Source organism: Macellibacteroides fermentans, assembly GCF_013409575.1.
GTDB classification, from domain to species: Bacteria; Bacteroidota; Bacteroidia; order Bacteroidales; family Tannerellaceae; genus Macellibacteroides; species Macellibacteroides fermentans.
Genome location: NZ_JACCCY010000003.1, coordinates 323,834 through 349,144 on the forward strand (window position 1 = coordinate 323,834; position 25,311 = coordinate 349,144).

24 protein-coding genes are annotated in these 25,311 nt (G+C 42.3%); 11 read left to right on the forward strand and 13 right to left on the reverse strand.

The window, feature by feature from the left end; all coding sequences use genetic code 11:
- Positions 1-139 precede the first annotated feature (139 nt).
- The 3 genes from mobB to F5613_RS10800 form a co-directional block, all read right to left on the reverse strand.
- On the reverse strand, positions 140-1,423 hold the full coding sequence (gene mobB, locus F5613_RS10790; protein ID WP_179399757.1) for a conjugal transfer protein MobB: 1,284 nt from the start codon (positions 1,421-1,423) through the stop codon (positions 140-142).
- A complete protein-coding gene (gene mobA / locus F5613_RS10795) occupies positions 1,378-1,830 on the reverse strand; it encodes a conjugal transfer protein MobA (protein ID WP_179399758.1) in 453 nt (150 codons plus the stop codon). The genes mobB and mobA overlap by 46 nt, the downstream gene beginning before the upstream one ends.
- A 174-nt stretch (positions 1,831-2,004) precedes the next feature.
- Entirely contained in the window at positions 2,005-2,409 is a 405-nt protein-coding gene (locus F5613_RS10800; protein WP_179399759.1) for a DUF3408 domain-containing protein, read from the reverse strand.
- Positions 2,410-2,868: 459 nt separating this feature from the next.
- On the opposite strand from F5613_RS10800, the gene F5613_RS10805 reads away from it, so the two are divergent.
- Both F5613_RS10805 and F5613_RS10810 read left to right on the forward strand, forming a co-directional pair.
- Positions 2,869-3,141: a helix-turn-helix domain-containing protein gene (locus tag F5613_RS10805; protein ID WP_179399760.1), complete on the forward strand. Its 273-nt coding sequence runs from the start codon at positions 2,869-2,871 to the stop codon at positions 3,139-3,141.
- Between the two features lie 2 nt (positions 3,142-3,143).
- The gene (locus F5613_RS10810) at positions 3,144-3,443 is read left to right on the forward strand and encodes a helix-turn-helix domain-containing protein (protein ID WP_179399761.1); all 300 of its coding nucleotides are present in this window, start codon (positions 3,144-3,146) and stop codon (positions 3,441-3,443) included.
- Between the two features lie 261 nt (positions 3,444-3,704).
- Here F5613_RS10810 and F5613_RS10815 read toward each other — a convergent pair whose 3' ends face one another.
- From F5613_RS10815 to F5613_RS10825, 3 genes are read right to left on the reverse strand one after another with little or no spacing between them, the layout of a single operon-like run.
- On the reverse strand, positions 3,705-4,073 hold the full coding sequence (locus F5613_RS10815; protein WP_179399762.1) for a hypothetical protein: 369 nt from the start codon (positions 4,071-4,073) through the stop codon (positions 3,705-3,707).
- Entirely contained in the window at positions 4,048-5,361 is a 1,314-nt protein-coding gene (locus F5613_RS10820; RefSeq protein WP_179399763.1) for a site-specific integrase, read from the reverse strand. The genes F5613_RS10815 and F5613_RS10820 overlap by 26 nt, the downstream gene beginning before the upstream one ends.
- Before the next feature lies 1 nt (position 5,362).
- Positions 5,363-6,589, reverse strand: a complete 1,227-nt coding sequence (locus tag F5613_RS10825) for a site-specific integrase (RefSeq protein ID WP_179399764.1) — start codon at positions 6,587-6,589, stop codon at positions 5,363-5,365.
- Positions 6,590-6,867: 278 nt separating this feature from the next.
- Here F5613_RS10825 and F5613_RS10830 point away from each other — a divergent pair, with 278 nt between their 5' ends.
- Positions 6,868-8,616: a DUF4091 domain-containing protein gene (locus F5613_RS10830; RefSeq protein WP_179399765.1), complete on the forward strand. Its 1,749-nt coding sequence runs from the start codon at positions 6,868-6,870 to the stop codon at positions 8,614-8,616.
- 55 nt (positions 8,617-8,671) lie between these two features.
- Here F5613_RS10830 and F5613_RS10835 read toward each other — a convergent pair whose 3' ends face one another.
- On the reverse strand, positions 8,672-9,040 hold the full coding sequence (locus F5613_RS10835) for a hypothetical protein (RefSeq protein ID WP_179399766.1): 369 nt from the start codon (positions 9,038-9,040) through the stop codon (positions 8,672-8,674).
- Positions 9,041-9,254: 214 nt separating this feature from the next.
- On the opposite strand from F5613_RS10835, the gene F5613_RS10840 reads away from it, so the two are divergent.
- Together F5613_RS10840 and cls are read left to right on the forward strand one after the other, a co-directional pair.
- The gene (locus F5613_RS10840; protein WP_179399767.1) at positions 9,255-12,059 is read left to right on the forward strand and encodes a TonB-dependent receptor; all 2,805 of its coding nucleotides are present in this window, start codon (positions 9,255-9,257) and stop codon (positions 12,057-12,059) included.
- Positions 12,060-12,218: 159 nt separating this feature from the next.
- Positions 12,219-13,655 carry a cardiolipin synthase gene (gene cls / locus F5613_RS10845; protein WP_179399768.1) on the forward strand — a complete coding sequence of 479 codons (1,437 nt, stop codon included), beginning with the start codon at positions 12,219-12,221 and terminating at the stop codon, positions 13,653-13,655.
- Here cls and rsmD read toward each other — a convergent pair.
- The 3 genes from rsmD to F5613_RS10860 are packed head-to-tail and all read right to left on the reverse strand — an operon-like array spanning position 13,627 to position 15,639.
- The gene (gene rsmD / locus F5613_RS10850) at positions 13,627-14,184 is read right to left on the reverse strand and encodes a 16S rRNA (guanine(966)-N(2))-methyltransferase RsmD (RefSeq protein WP_079684167.1); all 558 of its coding nucleotides are present in this window, start codon (positions 14,182-14,184) and stop codon (positions 13,627-13,629) included. The genes cls and rsmD overlap by 29 nt on opposite strands.
- Complete coding sequence (locus F5613_RS10855) at positions 14,175-14,999, reverse strand: DUF3822 family protein (protein WP_179399769.1); 825 nt, start codon at positions 14,997-14,999, stop codon at positions 14,175-14,177. The genes rsmD and F5613_RS10855 overlap by 10 nt, the downstream gene beginning before the upstream one ends.
- Positions 15,000-15,012: 13 nt before the next feature.
- Positions 15,013-15,639, reverse strand: coding sequence for a hypothetical protein (locus F5613_RS10860; protein WP_179399770.1), 627 nt, complete (start codon positions 15,637-15,639; stop codon positions 15,013-15,015).
- A gap of 95 nt (positions 15,640-15,734) precedes the next feature.
- On the opposite strand from F5613_RS10860, the gene F5613_RS10865 reads away from it, so the two are divergent.
- The 6 genes from F5613_RS10865 (at position 15,735) to F5613_RS10890 (ending at position 22,042) form a co-directional block, all read left to right on the forward strand.
- Positions 15,735-17,150 (forward strand): ATP-dependent DNA helicase, encoded by a 1,416-nt coding sequence (locus F5613_RS10865; RefSeq protein ID WP_179399771.1) that lies wholly within the window; start codon positions 15,735-15,737, stop codon positions 17,148-17,150.
- Positions 17,151-17,228: 78 nt separating this feature from the next.
- Positions 17,229-17,942, forward strand: a complete 714-nt coding sequence (locus tag F5613_RS10870) for a hypothetical protein (RefSeq protein WP_179399772.1) — start codon at positions 17,229-17,231, stop codon at positions 17,940-17,942.
- Positions 17,943-17,960: 18 nt separating this feature from the next.
- A complete protein-coding gene (rsmI, locus tag F5613_RS10875) occupies positions 17,961-18,665 on the forward strand; it encodes a 16S rRNA (cytidine(1402)-2'-O)-methyltransferase (RefSeq protein WP_179399773.1) in 705 nt (234 codons plus the stop codon).
- Between the two features lie 20 nt (positions 18,666-18,685).
- Complete coding sequence (locus F5613_RS10880; protein ID WP_179399774.1) at positions 18,686-19,558, forward strand: Cbp1 family collagen-binding glycoprotein adhesin; 873 nt, start codon at positions 18,686-18,688, stop codon at positions 19,556-19,558.
- Between the two features lie 4 nt (positions 19,559-19,562).
- On the forward strand, positions 19,563-20,258 hold the full coding sequence (locus F5613_RS10885; RefSeq protein WP_179400020.1) for a YjjG family noncanonical pyrimidine nucleotidase: 696 nt from the start codon (positions 19,563-19,565) through the stop codon (positions 20,256-20,258).
- Positions 20,259-20,881: 623 nt separating this feature from the next.
- Positions 20,882-22,042, forward strand: a complete 1,161-nt coding sequence (locus F5613_RS10890; RefSeq protein ID WP_179398492.1) for an ISAs1 family transposase — start codon at positions 20,882-20,884, stop codon at positions 22,040-22,042.
- Positions 22,043-22,359: 317 nt separating this feature from the next.
- On the opposite strand, the gene rpsA is transcribed toward F5613_RS10890, so the two are convergent.
- The 3 genes from rpsA to F5613_RS10905 all read right to left on the reverse strand — a co-directional run bounded on the left by rpsA (position 22,360) and on the right by F5613_RS10905 (position 25,188).
- Positions 22,360-24,162, reverse strand: a complete 1,803-nt coding sequence (rpsA, locus tag F5613_RS10895; RefSeq protein ID WP_179399775.1) for a 30S ribosomal protein S1 — start codon at positions 24,160-24,162, stop codon at positions 22,360-22,362.
- Positions 24,163-24,264: 102 nt separating this feature from the next.
- The gene (locus F5613_RS10900) at positions 24,265-24,630 is read right to left on the reverse strand and encodes a hypothetical protein (protein ID WP_179399776.1); all 366 of its coding nucleotides are present in this window, start codon (positions 24,628-24,630) and stop codon (positions 24,265-24,267) included.
- Between the two features lie 3 nt (positions 24,631-24,633).
- Positions 24,634-25,188, reverse strand: a complete 555-nt coding sequence (locus tag F5613_RS10905; protein ID WP_179399777.1) for an RNA polymerase sigma factor — start codon at positions 25,186-25,188, stop codon at positions 24,634-24,636.
- Positions 25,189-25,311: the final 123 nt, after the last annotated feature.

Below are 25,311 nucleotides of genomic sequence, written 5' to 3' on the forward strand. Positions count from 1 at the left end.
ATACCTAAGCAAGTCCTTAAATAGAAGAGGAACAGGAGATTATATGTATAAGTTAAGGTTTAAATGAAAGAACCGTGCATTTGTACAAATAGCCTACGAATAATTCTAATTACTAGATGATTATACACATATATCTTAACTACATTCGCCTCCCTTTCTTCTTTTTGCGTTGCATTCTTCGGCGGAACTCATCCTCCTCGTGGTCAGTGCCATGAGGGGTAATAGGTAGGTCGAATAGCCCTAAACCGCCACCAATCAAATCGGAGGTCGCTGAATGGTCAGATACTGGCAACCTCTCTTGCGTTAGATGTGGTTGAGTGTTATCTTTGATGGTGGAACCGTGAGATTGCGGAGTGCTTCTTAGATGCTCATATTGATGAGGGTTCTCAAGTCTATCCACGATTGCGTTTGCTGCGTATTCTTTACCTAAGCGTGAGCCGTTGAGTACTACGCCTGTGTTGTGATCGATGAAAGTAACACCGTAGAGGCGACCTGCTGCGTTCTCTCGGTAAACTACGCCGATGCCACTTTGGAATAGGTTGCGCTGGAGTTGCTCCTTGGTGGTTGCTCCTGCGAAAGCTTGGTCGATGGCTCTCTTTAGTGGAGTCCCCGGACGGCTCTTTTCCAGGTGCTCTTTGGAGGCTTGGTACTTACGCTCCAATGCTTCGCTGCCTGCAAATTTACCAAGCGTGGTTGCCGAAAATGGGTTGCCAACTTTGCTGTCGTCGTTGTCGGTTGCAGAGTAAACGATGCCGCTATAAGAGTTGCCATAGTGCGAACCTTTCACCTCTTCGGCTGCAATATTGAACTTGGTTAGCACCGCTTTATACTCATTGAAAGTAAGAAAATGGTATTTACCGATCACCTCCCGAACAACATTTTCAACCTGTTCTTTCACATTTCCGCTATGAACATCCACCATTTTCAGCTCCGGTTTTCGCTTTTTTGACACCTTTTCTGCCGTGTGAAGTCCATATTTTTGCTCCAACGAGCGAGTAATATCTTTGCTTCTTCGCCTCTCGAACTTGTCGTTTATCTTCTTTCCTTGTGCATTAACACGCACCGAAACGATATGCAAATGATGCCTGCTGATGTCATGATGTTTGAAAACAACGTATGGTTGCGCACCATATCCCATACGTTTCATATACTCCTCAGCCACCAGCGAAAGCTCCACATCTGATAGTTTATCATCGGGATGCGGGTTAAGTGATACGTGGAAAACGGGGTTTTCGGTGCGGTATCGCTGGGGCATAAAGAGCTCAAAATCTTTCATCATATCGCTTGCCCGAAACGCCTCGTTTAGCTCCGGACAGAGGATTTTGTTGGTTAGAAGAATCGTGGCGGTGTCGACTTTGAGCTTGTTCATGTTGTAATTTATCGCCCCTGCGAGTGATCCGCTGACGCTGATTTTTGCAACCATAGTCTTCTGAATTCTTGTGATAATGCTAAAATTTGTCGGCTAACAAGAACCAATTCTGCGGTCTGCTGTTCCAATTTATAGAGCATCGCCAGCGCTTTTCGCTCCTCGAATTTGCTCTTTAGAGTAGAAACCGTTTGGTTGTAATTGACCCCGACGGATCGGTATTGGTTGTAAAGAGAGGATAGTAATTGCGTGTATTCAAGCAGCGAGCCATCAATTTTTACCACCCGAAAACTCTCGTTAAATATCCGGGCTTTGATGAACGATGCCTTGCTATGGACTCCCGATTTCTCGTACAATGTGAGAAAATCGGCATACTCAACATCGCTCAAATTAACGCTTATGCGATTCGTGGCAGGGTCGTTTTTGGGTGGTCTGCCACCCATTTTATTTTTGATTCTATTCATTTTACATACGACTTTGGAGTGTGTAACTAATTCGGTGTCGAGCGTTCTCGACCGAGGCTTTTGCGTTGCGCAAAAGGTTTTCCGCAGCGGAAAACACACCTTGCCTATATCTCTAAATCAAGATATAGAGTTCGCCCGAAAGGCGAACCTATCAATCTTCAATAAATTACTGTGCTACATTCGTTTCCATTGTTCGAGTTCGTTAGCATAGTCGTTCAGGTGTGCCTTGACAAGATTTTCTACAAAGCCCGATACGCTCAGTTTGCGGTCTCCTAACCGTCTGACGAGTACATCGACTTCATCACGTAGCGTTCGGCTGATAAAGATGGTTTGCCTATCCACTATCTTGGGCGTAGTGAGGTAGGTTTGTCGATACTCATCCATGGATGCCTTGCGCTGCTTGGGGGAGCTGCGTTTGGTGGAGTCACTCTGTGTAATGGGGGAAATTGGTGGAGTGGGTACACTCTGCCCAGTTCGTTCAATCGGTTCGGTTTGCTCACTTGCGAGGGATTGGTTTTTCTCTTTTGGCAAGTCTCCGTTCTTTGACTGGGTGATGAATTGCTCTAAATGGTCTGACATAATTTTAACTTGTTAAATGAATACTATTTTGCTATGCCGAGTTCACTCGCTCGACACGATTTTTAGAGCAAAGTAATAGCGTTAATTTTCGATATACAAGCAACTTAGGTGAATCGGATAACTCTTCACTATATAGCCGTAAACTGCACTTGGCAGCCTTGTCATGGTCGGTTTAGTTTGCGCTATATTGCGGAATGACTTTGTGAGTCGAGTGAATTTGTGGAGTTAGCAGAGCAAACACTGAAAGTGCGGATAGTCCAGTCGGTTGAGTTAGCAAAATGGTGCAATTTAGCGAATAAGAACCCGTAGGCGTACCGGATTTGCTATTATCAAAAAAGATTTCCTACATTTGCCCTCGAAGTCGTGTCAAGCGGAGGGATACCGTTTGGCAAATGACGACTTTGGATTTTTAGTGGTGGTTTAACTCGATAAATTATTAACGATTAAATCACTAAAACAATGACTATTTTAAATATTGAGGAGAGTGCCTTTGAATTGATGATGGCACGTTTTGAGGCTCTTGCCCAAAAGGTGGAGCAGCTATGCAGCAATGCCGGCGACAAAAGAATGAAGGAGTGGTTGGATGCTACGGATGTATGCTTTTTGCTAAACATCAAGAAACGGCAGTTGCAGAACTACCGTGACAGCGGTAAGATTGGCTTCTCTAAAATCGGCAACGTGATAATGTATCGCCCCGACGATGTTATAAATCTACTTAAAAAAGCAGAGTAACGATGTCGGAGATTATTACACAAAAGAGCGAGAGAGTAACAAGGTTTCTCTCCACTGTTGACCGTATGACGGAGGCATTGGACAAGCTATCCGATAGCTATGCTCCACGATTTGGCGGTGAGTATTATGTTTCAGATGTCGAGCTGACAGAAAGGCTTAAAATCAGTGACCGAACCACCCAAGAGTGGCGAAGTAGTGGTAAGATTGATTACATCCAATTTGAGAGAAAGGGCAAAGTCCTGTATCGAGAATCGGATATTCAAAAATTCCTCGAAAAGCACTACCTAAAGGCATGGCAGTAAGTTTTATCCAGATTAGAGGGAGCTTGAAGCTGCAACATTAAAAAAAGAAAAGCGATGAACCGAGATTGAAAAATCTACCGTTCATCGCTTTTGTTTTAAGTTTTTATCCGTCATATCGGTCGCCCTTGCTGCTATGGCATTCTTTGGATTTTGGGGCAGAATATGCAAGCCTTGAGCTTTGCTCAACCCTTTAGGGCGTGGGCTTGAATTTTCTGAAACGAAATCTTCCCTTCGCCATAGTTGCAAGGGTGGCCGATATGATTAATTGCAAAAATTATCTTTCGCTTTCATCTCATTGATCCCAATGTAAATTGGTTGGGTATTGCCCTGCATCATCTTTCGCATTATCCATCTGCGAAAGACCTCGGCTTGTGCCGATTGAATCCAAAAAGCAAGAGCCACAACCATATCCAGCCCGTGATAGTCCGGCACAACATTGCAACCAACCAACGTTGCACCGTTGGTGCAGTCAGCCATTACAATATTGGTTTTTAAAATCGCACGTATGTTGGAACGTATTGTCGGGATCATTACCTCGAACAATTCGGCAATCTCAAAATCACGCATCTGTACATTTGCAGGCACGCTTACCGTGTCATTATCGCTAATTGTTACAATACTTCTTTTCATATCTATCTCTAAATTCAAAATAGTTATACTCAGCCACTATCGGCATATCCTTATCTTCAAAAACCTTAAACTTCCTTTTACAGCTCCCCGCTATTCGTTTCATGTCATCGCCAACCTTCTTGTTGCTCATGCGAGCGTAGATTTCGGTGGTTTTTAGATCCTTGTGTCCCATCATCTTGGCGACAGTCTCAATAGGCACATCATTGAGCAGAGTAATCAATGTTCCAAAATTATGGCGGCTTTGGTGGTACGAAATAGGCTCTTTTAGGCCGCATAATTTTTGCATCTTACCCAGATTCTCATACATTGTAGACCACGTAGTCATATTGAATAATCTATCGCTTTTGCGCTCACTCCGATATTTTTCAATAATCTTCAAAGGAATTTCCAGCAGAGGAACATAACACTCTGTACCCGTCTTCTGCCGTTTGAAAGAGAGGTATTTATCCCCTTTATTGTTAATGCCTATATTTTTATCCGTCAATTTTACAACATCCGAAAACGAAGTGCCTGTAAACGTGGAGAAGATAAACATATCACGGCTAAAACACAAGGCTTTGGATTTAATCTCTGTTGTCATTAGCTTGTGCAAATCATCTTCTATTTGGTGGCGACATTCTGGTGGTACAACCTCAAACTTGTATCCTAAAAATGGATCTTTACGGAGCGTACCTTGATTTATTGCACGTTTAATAACTCGTTTTAGAGAAATGGCAACTCCATTAGCAGTATTTATTGACAATCTCTTTTCACCTCTTAAAAAGAGCATCAGGTCCTCTAAAAATCTTAGATTCAATTTGATTAGCTCTATATCCTCTACATTATATTGAGCTTTTACAAAATCAGTGATATGGTTAATGGCGTAGTGGTACATCAGAAAGCTTTTCTCCTCTCTATTAACCCCAACCATCTGTTTGTATTGCTCATTATGCTCCCTAAAGAGTTCAAGCAACATATTGGTTTTCTGTCCGATATTACAAACACTGTTTTTAAGAAGCTCTGCCGTTACATATCCTTGCTGCTTAATATAATCTTTGTGGTAGCCAGCAATGGCATCTGTTAGCTCCTGTAATTGGTTGTTGATTTCCATTGATTCACGCTCTCGTCCTTTAAGACGATATCTTTTAGCATCCCAGAGAGTAGGATTAACCTCTATCTTTGTGGAGAACTGAACCATCTCACCACTAACAGATATACGCCCCATAACAGTGGTGGTGCCATTTTTCTTAATTCGTCCTTTGTTGATATAAAACATCACAGCAAAAGTGTTATACTTTACTTTTTCCATATTATAAGTTTGCTAAATGATACTTTCCGTTGATGTTTTTGGCGAGTCGCTTCATATCACTATCCACTTTCTCGTATGATATTTGAGCATAGATACGAGTGGATTTTACCGTGCTATGCCCCAGCATTCTACTCACGGTTTCCATCGGAATGCCTTGAGACAGAGTGACAACACTGGCGTAGCAATGTCGGGCCGTATGAAAGCACAGACATTTATCTATACCGCACATTTGTGCTATCTTTTTTAGGTGTAGATTGGTCTTTACATTACTCAACATTCTGAATACGTGTTCGCCATCGGTTGAGCCCCTATATTTGTCAATCAATTTTATAGGCAGGTCTAATAGAGGGACGTGAAACTCAATGCCTGTTTTGATACGTTTAGAGTGAATCCATACCGTCCCATCAACATTTGTTGCAAGGTCGCTATATTTCAGATTGCGAATATCACTGAAAGAGATGCCAGTGAAAGCAGAGAATAAAAATAGGTCTCGAACCAAATACCTGCTCGGAATATCAAGAGGTGTAGTCATAATCAGTTCAAGTTCCTGACGTGTTAGGGTCTTAGGCTTTGACTCTTCGCCCTCACTGCGGAATGATATAAAAGGATCAAAGACAATTACATCATCAGTAATTGCAGATTTAACCATCAGCTTAATTTTGCCGATTATACTGACAACGCTATTGGGTTTGAACTTTCGCTCTACACGTAGGTAGTGGTCGAATTTCTCAATGAAAGAGTAATCTAGTGCACCAAATGAAATGTCTTTAAGATTGTATTTTGCTTTTAGAAACTCCTTCAAGTATTTAAAGGCGATACGATATTGGTCACAACTCTTTGCTTTTAGGTTGACACCAACACGCTGAAGCATCATTTTGTGTAATTTATCACAATAGCCGAGCAGGGATTCTTGCCCAGATGCCATACCTTGAAAGGCTACTGCAACCTCTTTCGGGGTGGCTGTACCTTTTCGCTCAATTAACTCTTCGTGGCTCGCATGAATAGATACCACAATCTTATCTAAAGCACGGTTTAGGTCAGTGGCAACCTTGCTTTTTCCTAATGCCCTTGCTGCCTTAATATCCCATAGGGATATAGGAACACTTAATTTTGCACTAAATTGTGCCATCTGTTTGCCGATGGAGATGCGCCCCATAATTGGAACGGTTCCATCCTTTTTTATCTCTTTGTGTCGGAGATAAAAACTAACTTTTAGTTCTTCGCTCATAATACTGAATTTTACTGTGATTTTTACGTCACAAAATTACTTTATCACGAGTAGGAGAACGCTATCAAGATATACGCAGGATGGCGAATAGCAATCTTAATATCAAACAATTAGCTGTTTTGAATTGCGCCATATTGCATTCCGAAAAACTGCTAACACAATCGTAACGTAACTACTTCGGAAAACCACTAAAAACTGCATTTTTACCACTTAGCAACCTGTTGCGATCTTCTGCGTATAACGCATATTATCAACCATTTACCCCAATTCTCGCTCTATTGCATTTTGCGGTTGTTATCTGTCTGGTCACCAACGGGCAAGAAACCAGAAACATACTAACGGGCGATTATACCGAGCTAACAGACACAAAGCTGGTTGATAAAGAGGCCTGGGATAAACAACCGGGTAAACCTCAACTCAGCTGGGGATCAACAGACGTAAGATACAGTAAGCTGAATGTTCCTTCGGTAAATAAAACACAACGTTTGCGGATTTCAGGCTGGAAAGGCGAGCGTGTAAATGCACAAGCTATTCTGTGGACGACCAATAACCTTGAGAAAGTAAGCCTATCGGTATCCGACCTTACCAACGGGAAATCGGTTATTCCCGCGTCGGTTATCCGGACTAACTTTGTACGTTATGTTATGACAGACGAACTCAACAAAGATGGAAAAGGCGGTTGCGGACACCGTCCTGTTAAAGCCGATTGGGACTCGTCTGTTGTTGCCGATGTATTGGATATCATCAAGGTAAAGGACGTAAACGCCCGTTCTGCCCAGCCAATTTGGATAAACACATGGATTCCTGAAAATACAAAACCAGGCGTATACAAAGGCACGGTAACCCTTACTTACAATACCTCGTCGGCCCTCACCCTCAATCTTGAAGTAGAGGTTCTAAACCGGACCTTACCTGCACCCAAAAACTGGGCTTTCCATTTGGATTTGTGGCAAAATCCCTATTCGGTTGCCCGATACCACCAGGTTCCGCTATGGAGCAAAGAGCATTTCGATGCCATGCTTCCGGTAATGAAGACACTGGCCGATGCCGGACAAAAAGTAATTACCACCACCATTATGCACAAACCCTGGAACGGACAAACGGAAGATCATTTCGACAGTATGATCTTCAGAATGAAAAAGATGGACGGAACCTGGGAATTCAGGTACGATGTTTTCGATAAATGGGTGAATTTCATGATGAACGAGGTAGGAATAGACAAACAGATAAACTGCTATACCCTAATTCCCTGGGCATTGCGCTTCGATTACTTCGACCAGGCCACCAACCGTATTCAATTTATTGAGGCAAAACCGGGAGATAAGGCATACGAGGACTATTGGGGACCGTTTCTGAAAGATTTTGCCCGACATCTGAAATCGAAAGGATGGTTCGACAAAACTACTATCGCCATGGATGAAAGAGGACTAGATGCCATGCAGGAGGCTATTAAGGTGATTAAAAATGCAGATCCTGACTTCAAGATATCGCTGGCAGGAAATTACCATCCGGAGATAGAAAAAGATTTATACGATTTATGTCTCGCCTTCGGACACAACTTCCCGGCCGATGTGAAAGCCAGAAGAGATAAAGAAGGTAAAATAAGTACCGTGTACACCTGCTGTGCCGAAGCCTTGCCAAACACATTCACCTTCTCTCCTCCGGCAGAGGCAACCTGGATCGGCTGGCATGCCATGGCCGGAAACTATGACGGTTATCTACGCTGGGCCTACAACAGCTGGACCAAAGAGCCCTTGCTGGACTCCCGTTTCCGGAGCTGGGCTGCGGGCGACTGCTACATTGTATATCCGGAAAACAGATCAAGCATCCGTATGGAAAAACTGATCGAAGGAATTCAGGACTACGAAAAGATAAACATTCTGAAGGAAGAATTCAAGAACAAGAATAACAAGAGCAAGCTTGAAAAGTTGAATACCCTTGTTTCTTCATTCACCCCCGAAGGTCTTACCAAGGCTGATCCTACCCAGGCGGTTCAACAGGCAAGAACGGAACTGAATAAATTCTAATAAATAAACAGAAAAAGGAATTATCTATGTTGATAATTCCTTTTTCTGTTTTATCTCATCTACCTCCACGGGGACCTCTGTTCCCTTGCATCTGTTTTTCCTTTTCCTGGAGTTGTTTGAATTGCTCTTCGCTCAGAACCGCTTTAAGTTTCTCGTCACGTTCCGCACGAAGGGTCTTCATTTTTTCAAACATGGCCTGCCGGTCACCGCCCATTTTCTCACGCTCACTCTGCATCTTGCTCCTGAATTCATCCGAAATCTTCTGATACTCGGCTGCCTGCTTCTCATCCAGCTTCAGTTCGGAGATCATCCGCTCCTGCATAGCCTTCATATCCGCACCTCTCCTCGCTGTTCTGTTTTCCTGAGCAATCAAGACTGTGGAGCTCAGAAACAAAATCAAAAACAAACCAATTAATTTTTTCATATCCAATTCAATTAAAAGTTATTGAATAAATTACACATAAAGTACAGACTGATTCTTTATCAAATAGTTTAAGCCCGTATAAAAGAAAAAACAGACAGCAGTGAATCTTAAACGTAAAATTGTTAATTACAAAAAAAACGAAGTTTTAGTATTAAACCAAATTAAATTAATAATGTCTATCTATCCAGAACAAAAATTGTTAAGACTAATAATTATGAAACTGGGAAAAATCCTTTTGGTGTTGATTGTAGTACTCTTTACGTTGCCAGCTATGGCACAAACGGGAGTCACTGTTACAGGTAGAATTGTTGAACGAGGAAATAATCTCCCGGTCGAACAAGCAACTGTAAGATTACTGACAGGCAAAGACAGCACCTTGGTAGGAGGTGTGGTAAGTTCGGCAAATGGTAATTTCACGCTTAAAAATATAAAAGCCGGCAGCTATCTGCTGCATGTAACCTTTGTAGGATTCGAGCCTACCTATCAGCCTCTGCAGATTACAGGGAAGGTAAATCCTGTTAAGATAGGCAATATCGAACTTACCGATGGAGCTATCCAGCTGGGCGAGGCTGTTGTAGTTGGGAAAGCAAACGAAGTTGTGGTAAGAAACGATACGGTTGAATATAATGCCGACTCGTACAAAGTTACCGAGGGCTCCGTTCTGGAAGATCTGTTGAAAAAGATGCCGGGCGTAGAAATTGCTTCAGACGGTAAAGTTACCGTAAATGGCAAAGAGATTAAAAAAATCATGATAGACGGAAAGGAATTCTTCTCGGACGATCCTAAAGTAGCCTCCAAGAACCTTCCCGCAAAGATGGTAGACAAGGTTCAGGTGCTGGATAAGAAATCGGATATGGCGATGATGACCGGCTTCGACGATGGCAACGAAGAGACCGTAATCAATCTTACCGTAAAACCGGGGATGAAACAAGGATGGTTCGGGAATGCTTTTGCCGGATACGGAAGTGAAAAGCGCTATGAAGGGAATGCCATGGTAAACCGATTTATCAACAATGATCAGTTTACCTTTATGGGAGGACTTAACAACACAAACAATATGGGGTTCAGCGACCTTGCCTCAACCATGTTCGCCGGTATGGGAGGCGGTGGCCGCGGCGGATTCGGCCGGTTTGGAAGTGGAAACGGAATCACATCTTCCGGAAATGCAGGACTGAACTTTAGCAAGGAATTCAACAAAAAAATGACATTGGGCGGTAATGCCAGATATTCTCATTCCGACAATGATGCAGAAAGCATCAGTAAAACCCAGAATATATTCCAGAACGACAGCAGTTCCTACTACAACGAGAGCAATATCAGCCGTACTAAAAGCGACAACGTGGGACTGAATCTTCGTATGGAATGGAAGCCGGATACACTTACCAGTATCATTTTTACTCCGGATATGAGCTATAGCCGGAACAATACCTTCGAAAACGTAGACTTCGAAACGCTGGACGATACTCAAAACAGGGTGAATAAAGGAATTTCAGAATACAGATCCAATGGAGAAGGGGTAAACCTCTCGGGCCGACTTGAATTCAGCAGGAAGCTTAACAATGCAGGCCGCGTATTCAGCGCCTCGCTTTCCGGAGGCCTTGAAGACACCTATAATACGGGTATAAACTATTCCAATACCGAATATTTTCAATCTTCCAACCCGTCTGAGGTGATCGATCAGAAATTCCGTTACGACAATACAGGCTTCAATTATCGCGCCTATGTTTCATGGGTAGAACCCATCGGACGCAATAATTTTATTCAGGCAACCTACAGTTTTAGTCAGCGTAACCAGGAATCCCTTAAGAATTCGTATATTCTGGGAGAAGACGGAGCCTATTCCGTACTGGATACGGCTTACAGCCAGAGTTACAAGAATCACTTTATCAACCAACGAGCCAGTCTGAGTTTCAAGGCACAACGGGAAAAGTATAATTATACCATCGGTTTGAATGTTGACCCGTCGTACACGAAGAGTATCAATTTTGTTGGCGACATTAATTTGAATGAGTTGAAACGGAGTGTGGTTAACCTGTCTCCAATGGCTCAGTTCAATTATATATTCAATAAACAGACCAATCTGCGTATCAATTACAGCGGCCAGACAAGTCAGCCCAGCATGACGCAGTTGCAGCCGGTAGCAGACGTTTCGGATCCGTTGGTTACAGTTATCGGTAATCCGGACCTGAATCCGCGGTACACAAACAACCTGTTTCTAAGATTCCAGAAATTTATTCCGGAAAAGCAGACTGCATTCATGGTATTTGCCAACGGAAGTTACGTTATAAATGACATTGTAAGCTATACCACCTATCAGGGAACCAGCGGTAAGCGACTCACTACTTATAAAAACGTGGATGGAAATTACAACGGGAACCTTCGTGCCATAATAAACACGCCGTTGAAAAATAAAAAATTCTCGGTAAATTCAATGACGATGCTTTCTTATTCCAACAATAAAGGATTTATCAACTCGGACGAAAATACCAGCAAAAGCTTTACAGTAATGGAACGTGCGGGTATTGATTTCAGATCAAATGTGGCCGACTTCGGACTAAACGGAAATATCCGGTACAACAATGTTACCAACTCCTTCCAGGCGCAGAACAACCGAAGAACCTACAACTACGGAGCAGGTGCAACAACAACGTTATACCTTCCGCTTAATTTTAAGATTGAAAGTGACATCAATTTCTCTACCAACTCCGGTTATTCAGCAGGTTACGAGCAGGAAGAGTGGTTATGGAATGCGTCAGCCTCCAAAACATTCCTGAAAAACAATCAGGGAACCATCCGGTTTAAGGTGTACGACATCCTGCAACAGCGAAGCAACATCAGCCGTAACGTAACTGCCAGCAGCATCACCGACTCACAATACAATACGCTGAACAGTTACTTCATGGTTCACTTTATATATCGTTTCAGTATATTTAAAGGTGGAGCCACCCAATCGGATGCTCAAATGGGACCAGGCAGAGGCCGGGGCGGACATATGGGACCTCCTACGCGACACTTCTAAAAAAAGAAATACATTCCGGAAAGGGATTTACCTGCCTGCAGGTAAATCCCTTTTTTTGTGTTTTTGATGAATTAAGGATAATCTCTGTTGCAATGATTGAAAAGATTTGCTTTTGTTCACATACTTTCCTATCTTTAGCATTCCTTTAATTAAAGAAAAATGCTGGCAGCCATTTACATTGAATATATTGTAGGTACGATTTTCATCTTATTGTACACGATAACTATATTAGGGCTGGTACTCGTTATCATAACAGAAAACCGCAACCCGCTTAAAACCATCTCCTGGGTGGTTGTTTTATTGCTGGCACCCGGAATAGGACTCCTCTTTTACTTTTTCTTTGGTCAGGATAACCGTAAACAACGGATCATCTCCCGAAGAACCTACAAACGGATTATGAAAAGACCCTCAGAAAGAGTCCTTGCACAGGATAAATGCGCTGTTCCAAAACAATTTCAACCCCTTGTAACCCTTCTGAACAATACCAATCAATCGTCTCTGCTTTACGGCAGTGATATCAAGATATACACAAACGGCACAGATAAGTTCCGGGACCTTCTGGAGGAAATTGAAAAGGCACAACACCATATCCATCTTCAGTATTACATCTTCTGCGACGACGAAATTGGGAATCAGGTAAAGAACGCCCTGATAGCCAAAGCGAAAGAGGGCGTTCAGGTAAGGGTGCTGTACGACGACGTGGGAAGCTGGAACGTAAAACGGCAGTTTTTCGACGAAATGAAAGAATCAGGCATAGAGGTTTATTCGTTCCTTCAGGTTGTATTTCCGATATTCACCAGTAAGGTGAACTACCGGAACCACCGGAAGATTGTTGTTATAGACGGCAAAGTAGGCTTTATGGGTGGGATGAACATAGCCGACAGATACGTTAAAGGACTTGCCTGGGGAAACTGGCGCGATCTCCACTTTAAAATTACCGGTAAAGGAGCACAGGGATTGCAATCGGCCTTCCTTATCGACTGGTATGTGGTAAGTAAAAACCTTATCACATCACGTGATTATTACCCGGTGACACCGGCTTTGGGCGATAATTGCATTCAGATAGCCACCAGTGGTCCCACCGGACAATGGAGAACCTTGCTTCAAGCCGCCATCTTTTGTATTGCCAATGCCAAAAAGTATATTTACATACAGACACCCTATTTCCTTCCCACCGAAGGAATCAACCAGGCTTTACAAACAGCGGCTCTGGGTGGAGTGGATGTAAGATTGATGTTACCCAAACGATCGGATGCCCGTTCTGCCAACATGGCCACCCATTCCTTTATAGATGATATGCTGAAAGCCGGTGTAAAGGTATACCTGTATGAACCCGGATTCCTGCACTCCAAGCTAACGGTGATAGATGATTCGATTGCATGTATAGGATCAGCAAATATGGACTTCCGTAGTTTTGAACACAATTTTGAGATCAGTGCCTTTGTATACGACACTACATTCGCTCAGAAGATGAAAAAGGTATTTCAGCACGACATTCATCACTGCGAGCAGGTGATCCCTTCCAGGTGGCTTAAAAGATCCTTCAAGCAGCGTATACCCGAATCTTTTATGCGTCTGTTCTCTCCGCTTCTTTAAGAAAGATACTGAAATTTACAGAACCATATTCGCGGTGTTGCAAGAAATGGGGTAACGCCGAAAAATCGAAATTCTTGGGATGTTCCATAACAAACAAGCCATCCTCGCGCAACAGTTCCCGTTCCAATATCAACCGCGGAATTTCTTCCAGTTCCTTTAAGGCATAGGGAGGATCTGCAAATATAAAATCAAATGAGTCGGGACGGGCAGTCTGAATAAAGCGGAAGGCATCCCCCCTGATCAGGTCGATCGTACTACACTTAAGCTCCTCCGTCACCTTGGCAATGAACGAAGCATGGGCATTGTTCTTCTCAACAGCCGTAACCCTTTTACAACCTCTGGAAGCCAATTCGAAGGTAATGCTACCTGTTCCGGCAAACAGATCCAGGGCATCGGTATCTTCAAGATCGATTAAATTGGAGAGAACATTAAATAAATTCTCTTTCGCAAAATCGGTCGTAGGCCTGGCACTGAATGACTTGGGCACATCAAAACGACGTCTTCGGTATATACCACTAATTATTCGCATATTGATAAATATAATAAATCAAGGGGAGCCCGGTCTGTTCCGGAGCCCAGTAAATAAAACTCGGTTGGTATCCCTATGGATTCCATTTTGAATATAAATGAAGACAGTATCTGCTGCAGCTCACTCCTCAACAATTTAGGAGCATCCAGTAACAACAAATCCTTTTTCTGATCCATTCCGTTTTGTCGCCATGCATACAATATGAAATAGATGATATCCGTCGTATCCTGAAACGGGAACGAATTGGCAAAAAGTAAACGTCCCTGATCGTAACAGACAATATCCAGGTCGGCGCCGTGAATGTAAACATACATGTGCTTCGGAATGCTCTGTGCACTTCGCTTTTTCCATACGGAAAGGAAAGGAACAAGATGGTGTACAAAGGTGGGATTCAACAAAGAGCGGGCACAAAACTCGTATATATCTTCCGGCATATCGAAAACGACCGTCATCTCTTCTCCCCTAACAGCATTACGAATTCCTTTCTGAGTGGAGCCTGACAACGTAAAAGAAAGAAATGCCTCCTCCTCTTTATCCTTAAGCACTACATTAGGAATCAGTGTATAGCGTGACGATAAATACAGAACATGAATGGCAGCAAAGGGATAGTTGAAAAAATCGTTTTCAAAGAACAAATCCTTAAGCCAGGCAATATAGCTCTTGCTTCGGTCGTACGTTGTCTCGCCATAAAAGAACGAGCCGCTCTCCGAAGGATTGTAACCTGAAAAAGAAAGTCCATCCGAACAAAGCCGGATGGACATTTTATAATTTTCAGCGTTACCAGTATGCAAATGTTCAGGAATACTGATCGCCATTGTATGTTCTAAATTACTCCCAGTTACCAGCGTTGTTGTTGATTTCTTCGAGTGATCCTACTTTAAGACCTGCAAATTTGTTTGATTTAGTTGCCACATCCTTCAGGTTTGCAACTTCCTGCTTATCCAAATCACCCAGATAAGTATCGTATGATACGCTAGCCTCGAATACCTTGATGGTATAACCTGAACCCGAAACCAATGAAGCTGTGTCCATGAAGAAAGGTTGAGTTGTTCCAGGAACGAATTTCAAAGAGTCCACATTAAATGCAGGACCGAACAATGTATCTTTAGCAATAACCCAGAAAGTATCACGTTTGATAAGACCTTGCTTAACAGCTTCCTTTTCAGTCAGACCCTTTTCAAGCTGCTCATCTGTAAGCACACCTTCTTTTCTCAAGAAAGGGATTTTTTCTTCTTTCAGGAAGCGAGAAAGTTCTTCGAAGCTTGCAGCATGAACTTTGTACTTGTTCTTGTACTCGATCTGAGCCTTTCTGATATCAATCAAACGAGCAATGATAGCCTTTTCACGAGCACCTCTCTCTTGTTCGAACTCAATCGGAGCCATAATACTTCTGTAGCACATATAAATAAGCACTACAACTGCAGCAACTAGCAGAATCTTAAATGTAACTTTCATGGTTTGTATTATTTTTTTTAAATTTATTTCGTCCGGCAAATTTAAAAAAGAATATTTAATCAACTACCTTTATCGCAAAAAATATTGCAATCAAGATGATAAATAGTCATTTAAGCCGCCAAATTAGACAAAATTTCCCACATACGCCAACTAATGAGCAACTTTTCGCACTAAATATCCTGGCAGACTTTCTTTTATCTGCAAATGAGAATTCGGCGTTGTTGTTAAAAGGTTATGCCGGAACCGGGAAAACCTCTCTTGTAGGAGCCCTTGTAAAGACCATGAGCGGATTAAAGCAAAAAAGCGTACTTCTTGCCCCAACCGGCAGGGCTGCGAAGGTGTTATCCAATTACGCCGGTCAGCAGGCATTTACCATCCACAAGAAAATTTACAGGCAGGATGCTTTTTCAAACGATCTTTCGGCTTTCCATCCGTCGGACAACCTGCACAAAGACACCCTTTTTATCGTAGATGAAGCCTCCATGATTTCAAATCAGGGCATTGACTCTCATTACTTCGGGTCGGGCAGGCTGCTGGACGACCTGGTACACTATGTATATTCGGGCGAAAACTGCCGGCTGATGCTTATGGGCGACACGGCACAGCTCCCCCCGGTGATGCAGGTGGAAAGTCCCGCGCTGCAGGCCGACATACTTAAAGGATACAACCTGCAGGTAGATGAAATACAGCTTACGGAAGTGGTCCGCCAGGATCTGAATTCGGGCATTCTGTACAACGCCACCCTGTTAAGGGACAGTCTGCGGAACAACCGGGTGGAAATTTATCCGAAGCTTACGGTTAAAGGTTTTGCCGACATCCAGATGATTAACGGAAGCGAGTTGATTGAAGCCATTTCCAATGCCTACAGCAAAGACGGATTGGATGATACGATCGTTATTTCGCGCTCCAATAAAAGGGCCAATATTTACAACAACGGAATCAGGAACCAGATACTATACCGCGAAGAGGAGCTATCCACCGGCGACCGGCTTATGATTGTAAAGAACAATTACTTCTGGACCCGCAACAACAAAGAGATAGACTTTATTGCCAACGGAGAGATTGTACAGGTTTTGCGCGTGCGTAACGAATCACATTTGTACGGGTTCCGTTTTTGCGACGTTACGGTTCGCTTTCAGGATTACGACATGGAACTGGATATCAAGATTCTGCTGGACACACTGCAGACCGAAGCTCCGGCTCTGCCAAAAGAGCTGAGCGACAAGCTCTTTTACACCATATTGGAAGATTACCAGGACATCTCCACCAAGTCCGGAAAGATGAAGAAAATGAAGGAGAACCCCCATTACAATGTCGTTCAGGTAAAGTATGCCTATGCCATTACCTGCCACAAGGCACAAGGGGGCCAGTGGAAGAATGTTTTTCTGGATATTGGCTACATGACCGAAGAGATGCTGGGCGAGAACTTCTACCGGTGGCTGTATACGGCGATGACTCGTGCCACTGACAGGCTTTATCTGGTAAATCTTCCGGAAGAGTTTGTAGGCTAATTTCACTTTTTTCGGTTAAATGGCATGCATGTATATAATAATTACTTATTTTTGCTCGGAATATAAAGATCATTCGGCATGGGAGATAAAGAAAAAATGGATTACCTGTTGGTAGATATACGCGAACTTGAGAAGCTCGTTGCAAGTATGCGTGATGCCGAGATTTATCCGGTATCATTCTTCTCTCAGGCATATACCACCACCCAAAAGATTGTGGACAATCTGCAATCAATTGAGGCTGATCAGCTTGCCTTGTTTAAGGAACAGATGGAGAAACACCGGGCGTTGATTAAAAAGGCAGAAAGACTGGAAGCCGAGGCTGCACTGGTAACACAAATGCAGGAGCAGGAATCCAACTATGAACCGGTGCAAGAGATGGAATTGCCATCCGTGGAAGAATTAAATGAAGAAAAAGAATCTGTTGCAACTCCGGCAGAGGTTACGGTCGTAGCCGAAAAAACGGTATCGGAGCCTGCCTCAAGTTTATCTTCTGCATCCTCTCACGCTACTACATTGGAACAGTCGCTCCCCCATTCTATTTCGTTGAATGAGGTGATACAGAAAAAGTTTCTGGCCGACTTCAGGAAGGCATTCAGTCTGAACGACCGTTTCAGGTTCCGCAGGGAACTGTTCGGGGGAGACGAAGGGCGGATGAATGAAGCGATCAGCGATTTAAATGAGTTGCAATCGTTTGAGGAATCGATTACATATCTCGACAAAAAATTAAAATGGAATGTGGAAGACGAAGCCGTGGCAGATTTTATTAAATTGCTGGAAAAACGTTTTTCATAAATATAAGCATATTTACTGATGGCAAAATTAACAATTGTTCCCACTCCGGTAGGTAATCTGGAAGACATCACACTCAGGGCCTTAAGGGTTTTGAAGGAGGCCGATCTTATTCTTGCGGAAGATACGAGAACAACAGGTTTCTTATTGAAGCATTTTGAGATACAGAACAAGATGCTCAGTCATCATAAATTCAATGAGCATAAGTCGGTTGACCAGCTGGCAAGCCGAATCCGGGGGGGCGAAAACATCGCCCTGGTTTCCGATGCCGGTACGCCCGCCATCTCCGATCCGGGTTTTATGCTTGTACGTGCATGTGTTGAACAAGGAGTGGATGTAGAATGTCTGCCCGGTGCGACAGCCTTTGTCCCGGCTCTTGTAAATTCGGGGTTACCTTGCGATAAATTCTGTTTTGAAGGCTTTCTTCCCCAGAAAAAGGGAAGGCAGACCCGGTTGAAGGAACTTGCCGTAGAACCCCGTACAATTATTTTTTATGAATCTCCTTTCCGGCTGGTAAAGACACTTACTCAACTGAGTGAATTTATGGGAGCCGAACGAAAGGTATCCGTTTCGCGCGAGATTTCAAAATTGCATGAAGAAACGGTTCGAGGTACCCTCTCGGAAGTCATATCGCATTTTTCGATGAACGAACCTAAAGGTGAGATTGTTATAGTTTTAGCAGGCTTAAATAACAAGATGGAAAAAGAGAAAGTCAACGAAGTTTAATTAAAGATTCAATCAAAAACATGAAAAAAGTACTAGTTACGATTATCTGTGCAGCCATGTTCGCCTCTTGCGGGCAGAACTCTGCGGATTATAAACAATTACAGGCAGAAAACGACTCGCTTAAACTAGAAAATGCAAAATCGTCTACTGAGTTGAATGAAATGCTTTCAATTCTGAATGAAGTGGAAACTAATTTCCAGTCCATCCGTGATGCCGAAAATTACCTGTCTATCCAACAACAAGGAGGTGCAGAGCTTAATCAAAATAGCAAAGAGCAAATCAGAAGCAACATGCAACTGGTTACCGAAACCTTGAAAAAGAATAAAGAGCAGATTGCAAAATTGCAGGCTCAGCTTAAATCAAGCGGTTTCAAATCTGCTGAATTGAAGAAGACGGTGGACAGACTTGCTTCCGAACTGGATCAGAAGACTGCCATGATCGTGGCTCTTCAGGAAGATCTGGCTAACAAGAACGTACGCATCCAGGAGTTGGACGAAATGGTTGGTTCACTTTCGCAGGATGTAGAAACTCTTTCAAGCACTACAGCCGCACAGTCGGAGAAGCTTCATGCACAAGACAAGGCGTTGAATACGGCTTACTATTGCTTCGGAACTTCCAAGGAATTGAAAGACCAGAAGATTCTTAGCGGTGGAGGTATTTTTGCCAAATCAAAAGTGCTTCAAAGCGGATTCAATAAAGATTATTTCATTACCATCGATATCCGTGAAGTATCTGAAATACCTTTGTTCTCACCCAAGGCTCAGCTTAAATCGAACCATCCGCAAGGCTCTTATCAATTTGATAAAGACGAAGATGGCAATCTTACGCTGAAAATTACAGATGTAAAACAATTCTGGAGTCTGGGTAAATATCTTGTTATCGAAGTTGGATGAAAAACTGATGTACAAGAATTTATTCATTGATCTGGACGATACCCTCTGGGATACGTATCATAACAATAAAGAATGCCTCGAAGAAGTATATACCGATTATAAATTTGATCGGTTTTATGCCTCCTTCGAGGCTTTTTTTGCCACCTATATGCCGAATAACCTCTCCTTGTGGGAGCAATACCGCGAGGGCACTATCGATAAACAAACCCTCATCGTTGAAAGGTTTCTGCATATACTCCGGCCGTTTGGCATATCGGATCCTTCCTATGTGATTGCCCTCAACAGGGATTTCCTGAATCGTACGACATTGAAAACCCGCCTTATCCCCGGATCGATTGAGACATTGGATTACTTTAAGTCGGCCGGCTACCGTCTGTTTATCCTATCCAACGGATTCAGGGAGGTACAATCAAAAAAACTCTTCAATGCGGGACTTTCGCCCTATATCGAACGGATGATTCTTTCCGAAGATGCCGGCATAAACAAACCTCACAAACAAATTTTCGACTTTGCACTTATCAATACCAATTCACGACGCAGCCAGTCTTTAATGATAGGCGACAGCTGGGATGCGGATATTGCCGGAGCCTTTAATGCCGGGATGGATCAGCTTTGGTTTAATCCGGAAGGGCTGCCTTCCAAAGGGTTTGAGCCAACCTTCACAGTCAAACAGCTCACCGAGATAAAGGATATACTTTAAAAGGTAGTAGTATTCTATTGTTCAGATAGTGATAGTTAACATTTTTGTTAACGAACATTTAATCGTTGGACCATGGTTGAGATATCGTTGGACCTAGGTCCAACGATATCTCAACCATGGTCCAACGATAAGTTGACCTGGGTCCAACGAATAGATCCCAACGAAGAACAGGGCAGACGCATATTATTTTAGAGCTAAAAGAGTAAGGATTATTACTTAATGTGTATATATATAATGCAGATATTCAATATATTAAACATAGCATATCTGACGTTCATAATTTATTGTATCAAAACATCGTCAATTTAAAATAAGATTAAAATAGCCATATTTAATATTAATCGTACATATTGTATGTGATAAAATTTGCTTTAAAAATAATAACCGTCTCTAAAAATTGGATGTATCTTTTTGCTACGACAACTTTGTTAAGTTAAAACTTTAATCAGAATATTTAAGTTCAGTTTGAAGTCATATTGACATTACTAAAAAGAGCCCAAAAACGGTAATTACAACTACGAAAAGAAAGATAATAAATCTTCAAAATAATCACTTAAACTCATTGATATCTCAGTAAAAAATCGTATATTTACCTTATTATCAATAGTTTAAATACATAAAATATGACATTGCTTGCTTTTGCTTCAAGTATCGAAGATTATCGTTTTGACAGAAATAAGGTTCACTCTGCAGAAACTATTATTTATATTACGTTAGCTGCCGTTATTTGCGGGGCCGAGACATGGAATGAAATAGAAGACTTTGGTCATTGTAAAATTGATTTCTTCTCTCGTACGATCCCTTCTTTTAATGGAATACCCTCACATGATACATTTAACCGATTTTTCACAGTCTTGGATACCTCATATTTTGAAAATCAATTCAGAGAATGGGTTAAATCCATATGTGGCAAGTATAAAGGCGTGGTTGCTATCGACGGCAAAACAATATGCGGAGCATATGAGTCTGAAGAGGCTAAATTATTCAGAGGTACCTACTTAAAACCATCGAGTCCCAAATATAAACTTCACATGGTAAGTGCCTGGGCCGCAGACAATGGAATAAGCCTTGGACAAATCAAGACAGAAGAAAAATCCAATGAAATTACCGCTATCCCCGAACTATTGGAAGCATTAGATATTAAAGAGTGTATAATCACTATTGATGCTATGGGATGTCAAAAGACAATAGCATCTAAAATAATAGACAAAGAAGCTGATTACGTTTTGGCTGTGAAAAACAACCATATGCATTTATACAAAGAAATAGAACATTTTTTCACCATTTGGAGTGCTGAGAAGCCCAACCGGGTAAGCGTTTACGAGAAGAGCGAGACTGGACATGGTCGTTTGGAAAAAAGAACTTGCATAGCCTGTGACAACCTATACTGGTTAAATACTAAAGACTTCACTCAATGGGCTGGTTTGAAAACATTTGCCTGTGTCATTACAGAGCGTACCGTTCCAGGCGAAAAAGGCCCTCGTAAACAAAAAGAAACCAGATACTATATTTCTTCATTAGCTTTAGATGCTGAATTAATCGCTAGTTCTGTCAGAAAACACTGGTCTGTGGAAAATAATTTACACTGGCAATTGGATGTCTCGTTTAATGAAGATTACGGAAGAAAGAAGAACAATGCTGCCGTCAACTTTTCGCTTGTCTCTAAAACAGCTTTATCTATGTTAAAGCACTATGAAAGTAAAAGTAGCATTGCTCGCAAAAGAAAATCAGCAGGATGGTCTGACGACGTTCTCCAAAGCATACTTTCTGTGGAGAAATTTTAATGCGTCTGCCCTGCAACGAAGAAAATGCTTAAGATAGATTGGTTTGCGGGTTAAATACAGGGAGGAAACACCTACTCTATAAGCGGGGAACTATAACAAGCAGGAGGCAGGCACATACAGCCCGTGGAGAGGAATGGTGACAAATGACAGATCCACGGCATCTGTCACCACCCATCTGTCATTGGCAAAAGCCGCACCAGTAAAGGGATTCGGACTAATTTATGATAGATGACAGATCGTTTGGCAACAAATCCGTAACGGACAAAAAAAAGGAGATCCCCAACGGAGACCTCCTCTTCTATATTTAAATCAGAAGATTACTTTCCAGAAAGTTTTTCTTTCAAAGCAGCAAGTTCTTCAATGTCGCCCAGTGTAGTTTTTTCTACAGAACCTGTTACAACCTGATTTCCTTCGTCTTCTTTCTTGTTACGCTTAGCAGCAGCTGGTTTCTTTTCGCCTGCAGCAGCTTCCTTCTTAGCACCCTTTTGCTCATCTTCGAAAATACGGCTGTGAGAAAGGATGATACGTTTTGCTTCCTTGTTGAATTCGATTACTTTGAATTCCATCTTTTCTTCGGCAACAGCTTGTGAGCCATCTTCCTTTACAAGGTGTTTTGGAGTAGCAAAACCTTCAACTCCGTAAGGCAAAGATACTACAGCACCCTTATCCAATACTTCGATGATTGTTCCTTCGTGTACTGAACCAACTGTGAAGATTGTTTCAAATACATCCCATGGATTTTCTTCCAATTGCTTGTGACCTAAGCTCAAACGACGGTTTTCCTTGTCGATTTCAAGAACCTGAACTTCGATTTCGGCACCAATCTGAGTGAATTCGCTTGGGTGTTTGATTTTCTTTGTCCAAGAAAGGTCAGAGATGTGGATCAAACCGTCTACACCTTCTTCGATTTCTACGAATACACCGAAGTTAGTGAAGTTACGAACCTTAGCAGCATGCTTAGAACCTACAGCGAAACGTGTTTCGATGTTTTCCCATGGATCAGACTTCAATTGTTTGATACCAAGAGACATCTTACGCTCGTCGCGATCCAAAGTAAGGATTACAGCTTCGATTTCGTCGCCTACCTTCATGAAATCCTGAGCGCTGCGCAGGTGCTGTGTCCAAGACATTTCAGAAACGTGGATCAAACCTTCTACACCTGGAGCGATTTCGATAAATGCACCGTAATCAGCCATAACAACTACTTTACCCTTCACTTTGTCGCCAACCTTCAGGTTTGCATCCAAAGCATCCCATGGATGCGGAGTAAGTTGCTTCAAGCCAAGAGCGATACGTTTCTTTTCGTCGTCGAAGTCAAGGATAACAACGTTGATCTTTTCGTCCAATGTAACGATTTCTTCCGGATGTGATACACGGCCCCAAGAAAGGTCGGTGATGTGGATCAAGCCGTCAACGCCACCCAAGTCGATGAATACACCGTATGAAGTGATGTTTTTAACAGTACCTTCAAGTACCTGTCCTTTTTCAAGCTTAGAGATAATGTCTTTCTTCTGTTGTTCAAGTTCAGCTTCGATAAGAGCTTTGTGTGAAACAACCACGTTCTTGAATTCCTGATTGATCTTAACAATCTTGAATTCCATAGTCTTACCAACAAATACATCGTAGTCGCGGATAGGCTTCACGTCGATCTGAGAACCCGGCAAGAATGCTTCGATACCGAATACGTCTACGATCATACCACCCTTTGTACGACATTTGATAAAGCCCTTGATGATTTCGTCTTTCTCAAGCGCTTCGTTTACACGATCCCATGAACGGGTAGCGCGGGCCTTCTTGTGAGAAAGGATTAATTGTCCTTTTTTGTCTTCCTGACTTTCGATGTAAACTTCTACTTCGTCGCCTACCTTAAGTTCAGGATTGTAACGGAATTCTGCCATAGACACAACACCGTCTGATTTGAAACCAATGTTAACCACAACTTCACGTTTGTTTAACGAGGTTACAGTACCCATAACAACCTCTTTGTCCTTTACGGTGCTCAAAGATTCGTCATAAGTTTTTACAAGATCATCTTTACTTACATTACCGTAAGTTTCGCCTTGTTCGAATACATCCCAATCGAAATTGTCGACCGGAACAATGTTCTTCAAATTTTCCATTCTTTAATTGTTACTACTGTTTGTTAATTAGTAAATTGGACATTATATTGTCATATCTCAAAAACTGGGTGCAAATTTAATCCTTTTTTTCTGATTAACAAGCTATTCCGATTCACTTTTTTGTTGTTTACGTCTAAATAAAACACGTAGTCTATAGTCGGCAAACAACAATAAAGCAACCAAAGCGGCAATGAAAAGATAGAAGATGGTAACAGGCTGATCCGGCATGGTGATGCTTGGAAATACAATTTTGGTATACAACATACCCAACACAGCCAAAACAACCAGCACAAACGAGGCGGCACAAACGGCTATCAATCCCAGCCGCTCCGCTCTTTTCCGTTTTTTGGCTGCCTCAGCAAATACCCGCCCCATCAGATCGGAACGAAACGAGGGCGATAAAGAACCTTTGTCGAGTTGTTTGAAAAGGTTGTTTAACAGTTCGGTTTTATCGGAAGTTGTATTCATACGTTAATCCTCCATTTCTTTTAATAACACAAATAATTTTTTACGGACCCGGTGCATACGTGTTTTAACATTAGACAATGTAAGACCGCTGATAACCGAAATCTCGTCCATACTTTTCTCCTGCATATAGAACAAAAGTATGAGTGCACGCTCGTCGGCAGGTATTTTGCCGAGAGCTTTTTCAAGCCGTTCGATCTGCTCGTTGTTACGGATCAGTCCCAGGGATTCATTCACCTCGTCTTCCGATACATTGGAGAGCTGCTCCTCTTCGATGGCAAGGTACTCATATTTTGTCTTCCTTGTATAAGATACCGCCGTATTGTAAGCAATACGGTAGATCCAGGTCGAAAAGCTGCAATCCCCCTTGAACGACTTCAACGATTGGAATACTTTAACAAATACATCCTGCGTAAGCTCCTCCGCATCTTCCCTGTTATGCACCACCCTATAGATAAGAGCATGCACCTGGTTACTGTATTTATCCAGCAAACAGACAAAGCAGGATGTATCTCCGGAAAGGACACGTTGGATGTAATATGTATCTGTATATAGTTCCATCTATAATCTGGACGCAAGTTACATCGTTTGGTTACACGGATACAGAAAAATTGTAAAAATAAAAAAAGTTTTTAGTATTGAGGTGTCCGGTTGTAACCTTCGGGAAGCAGGTGCGTCAAATAA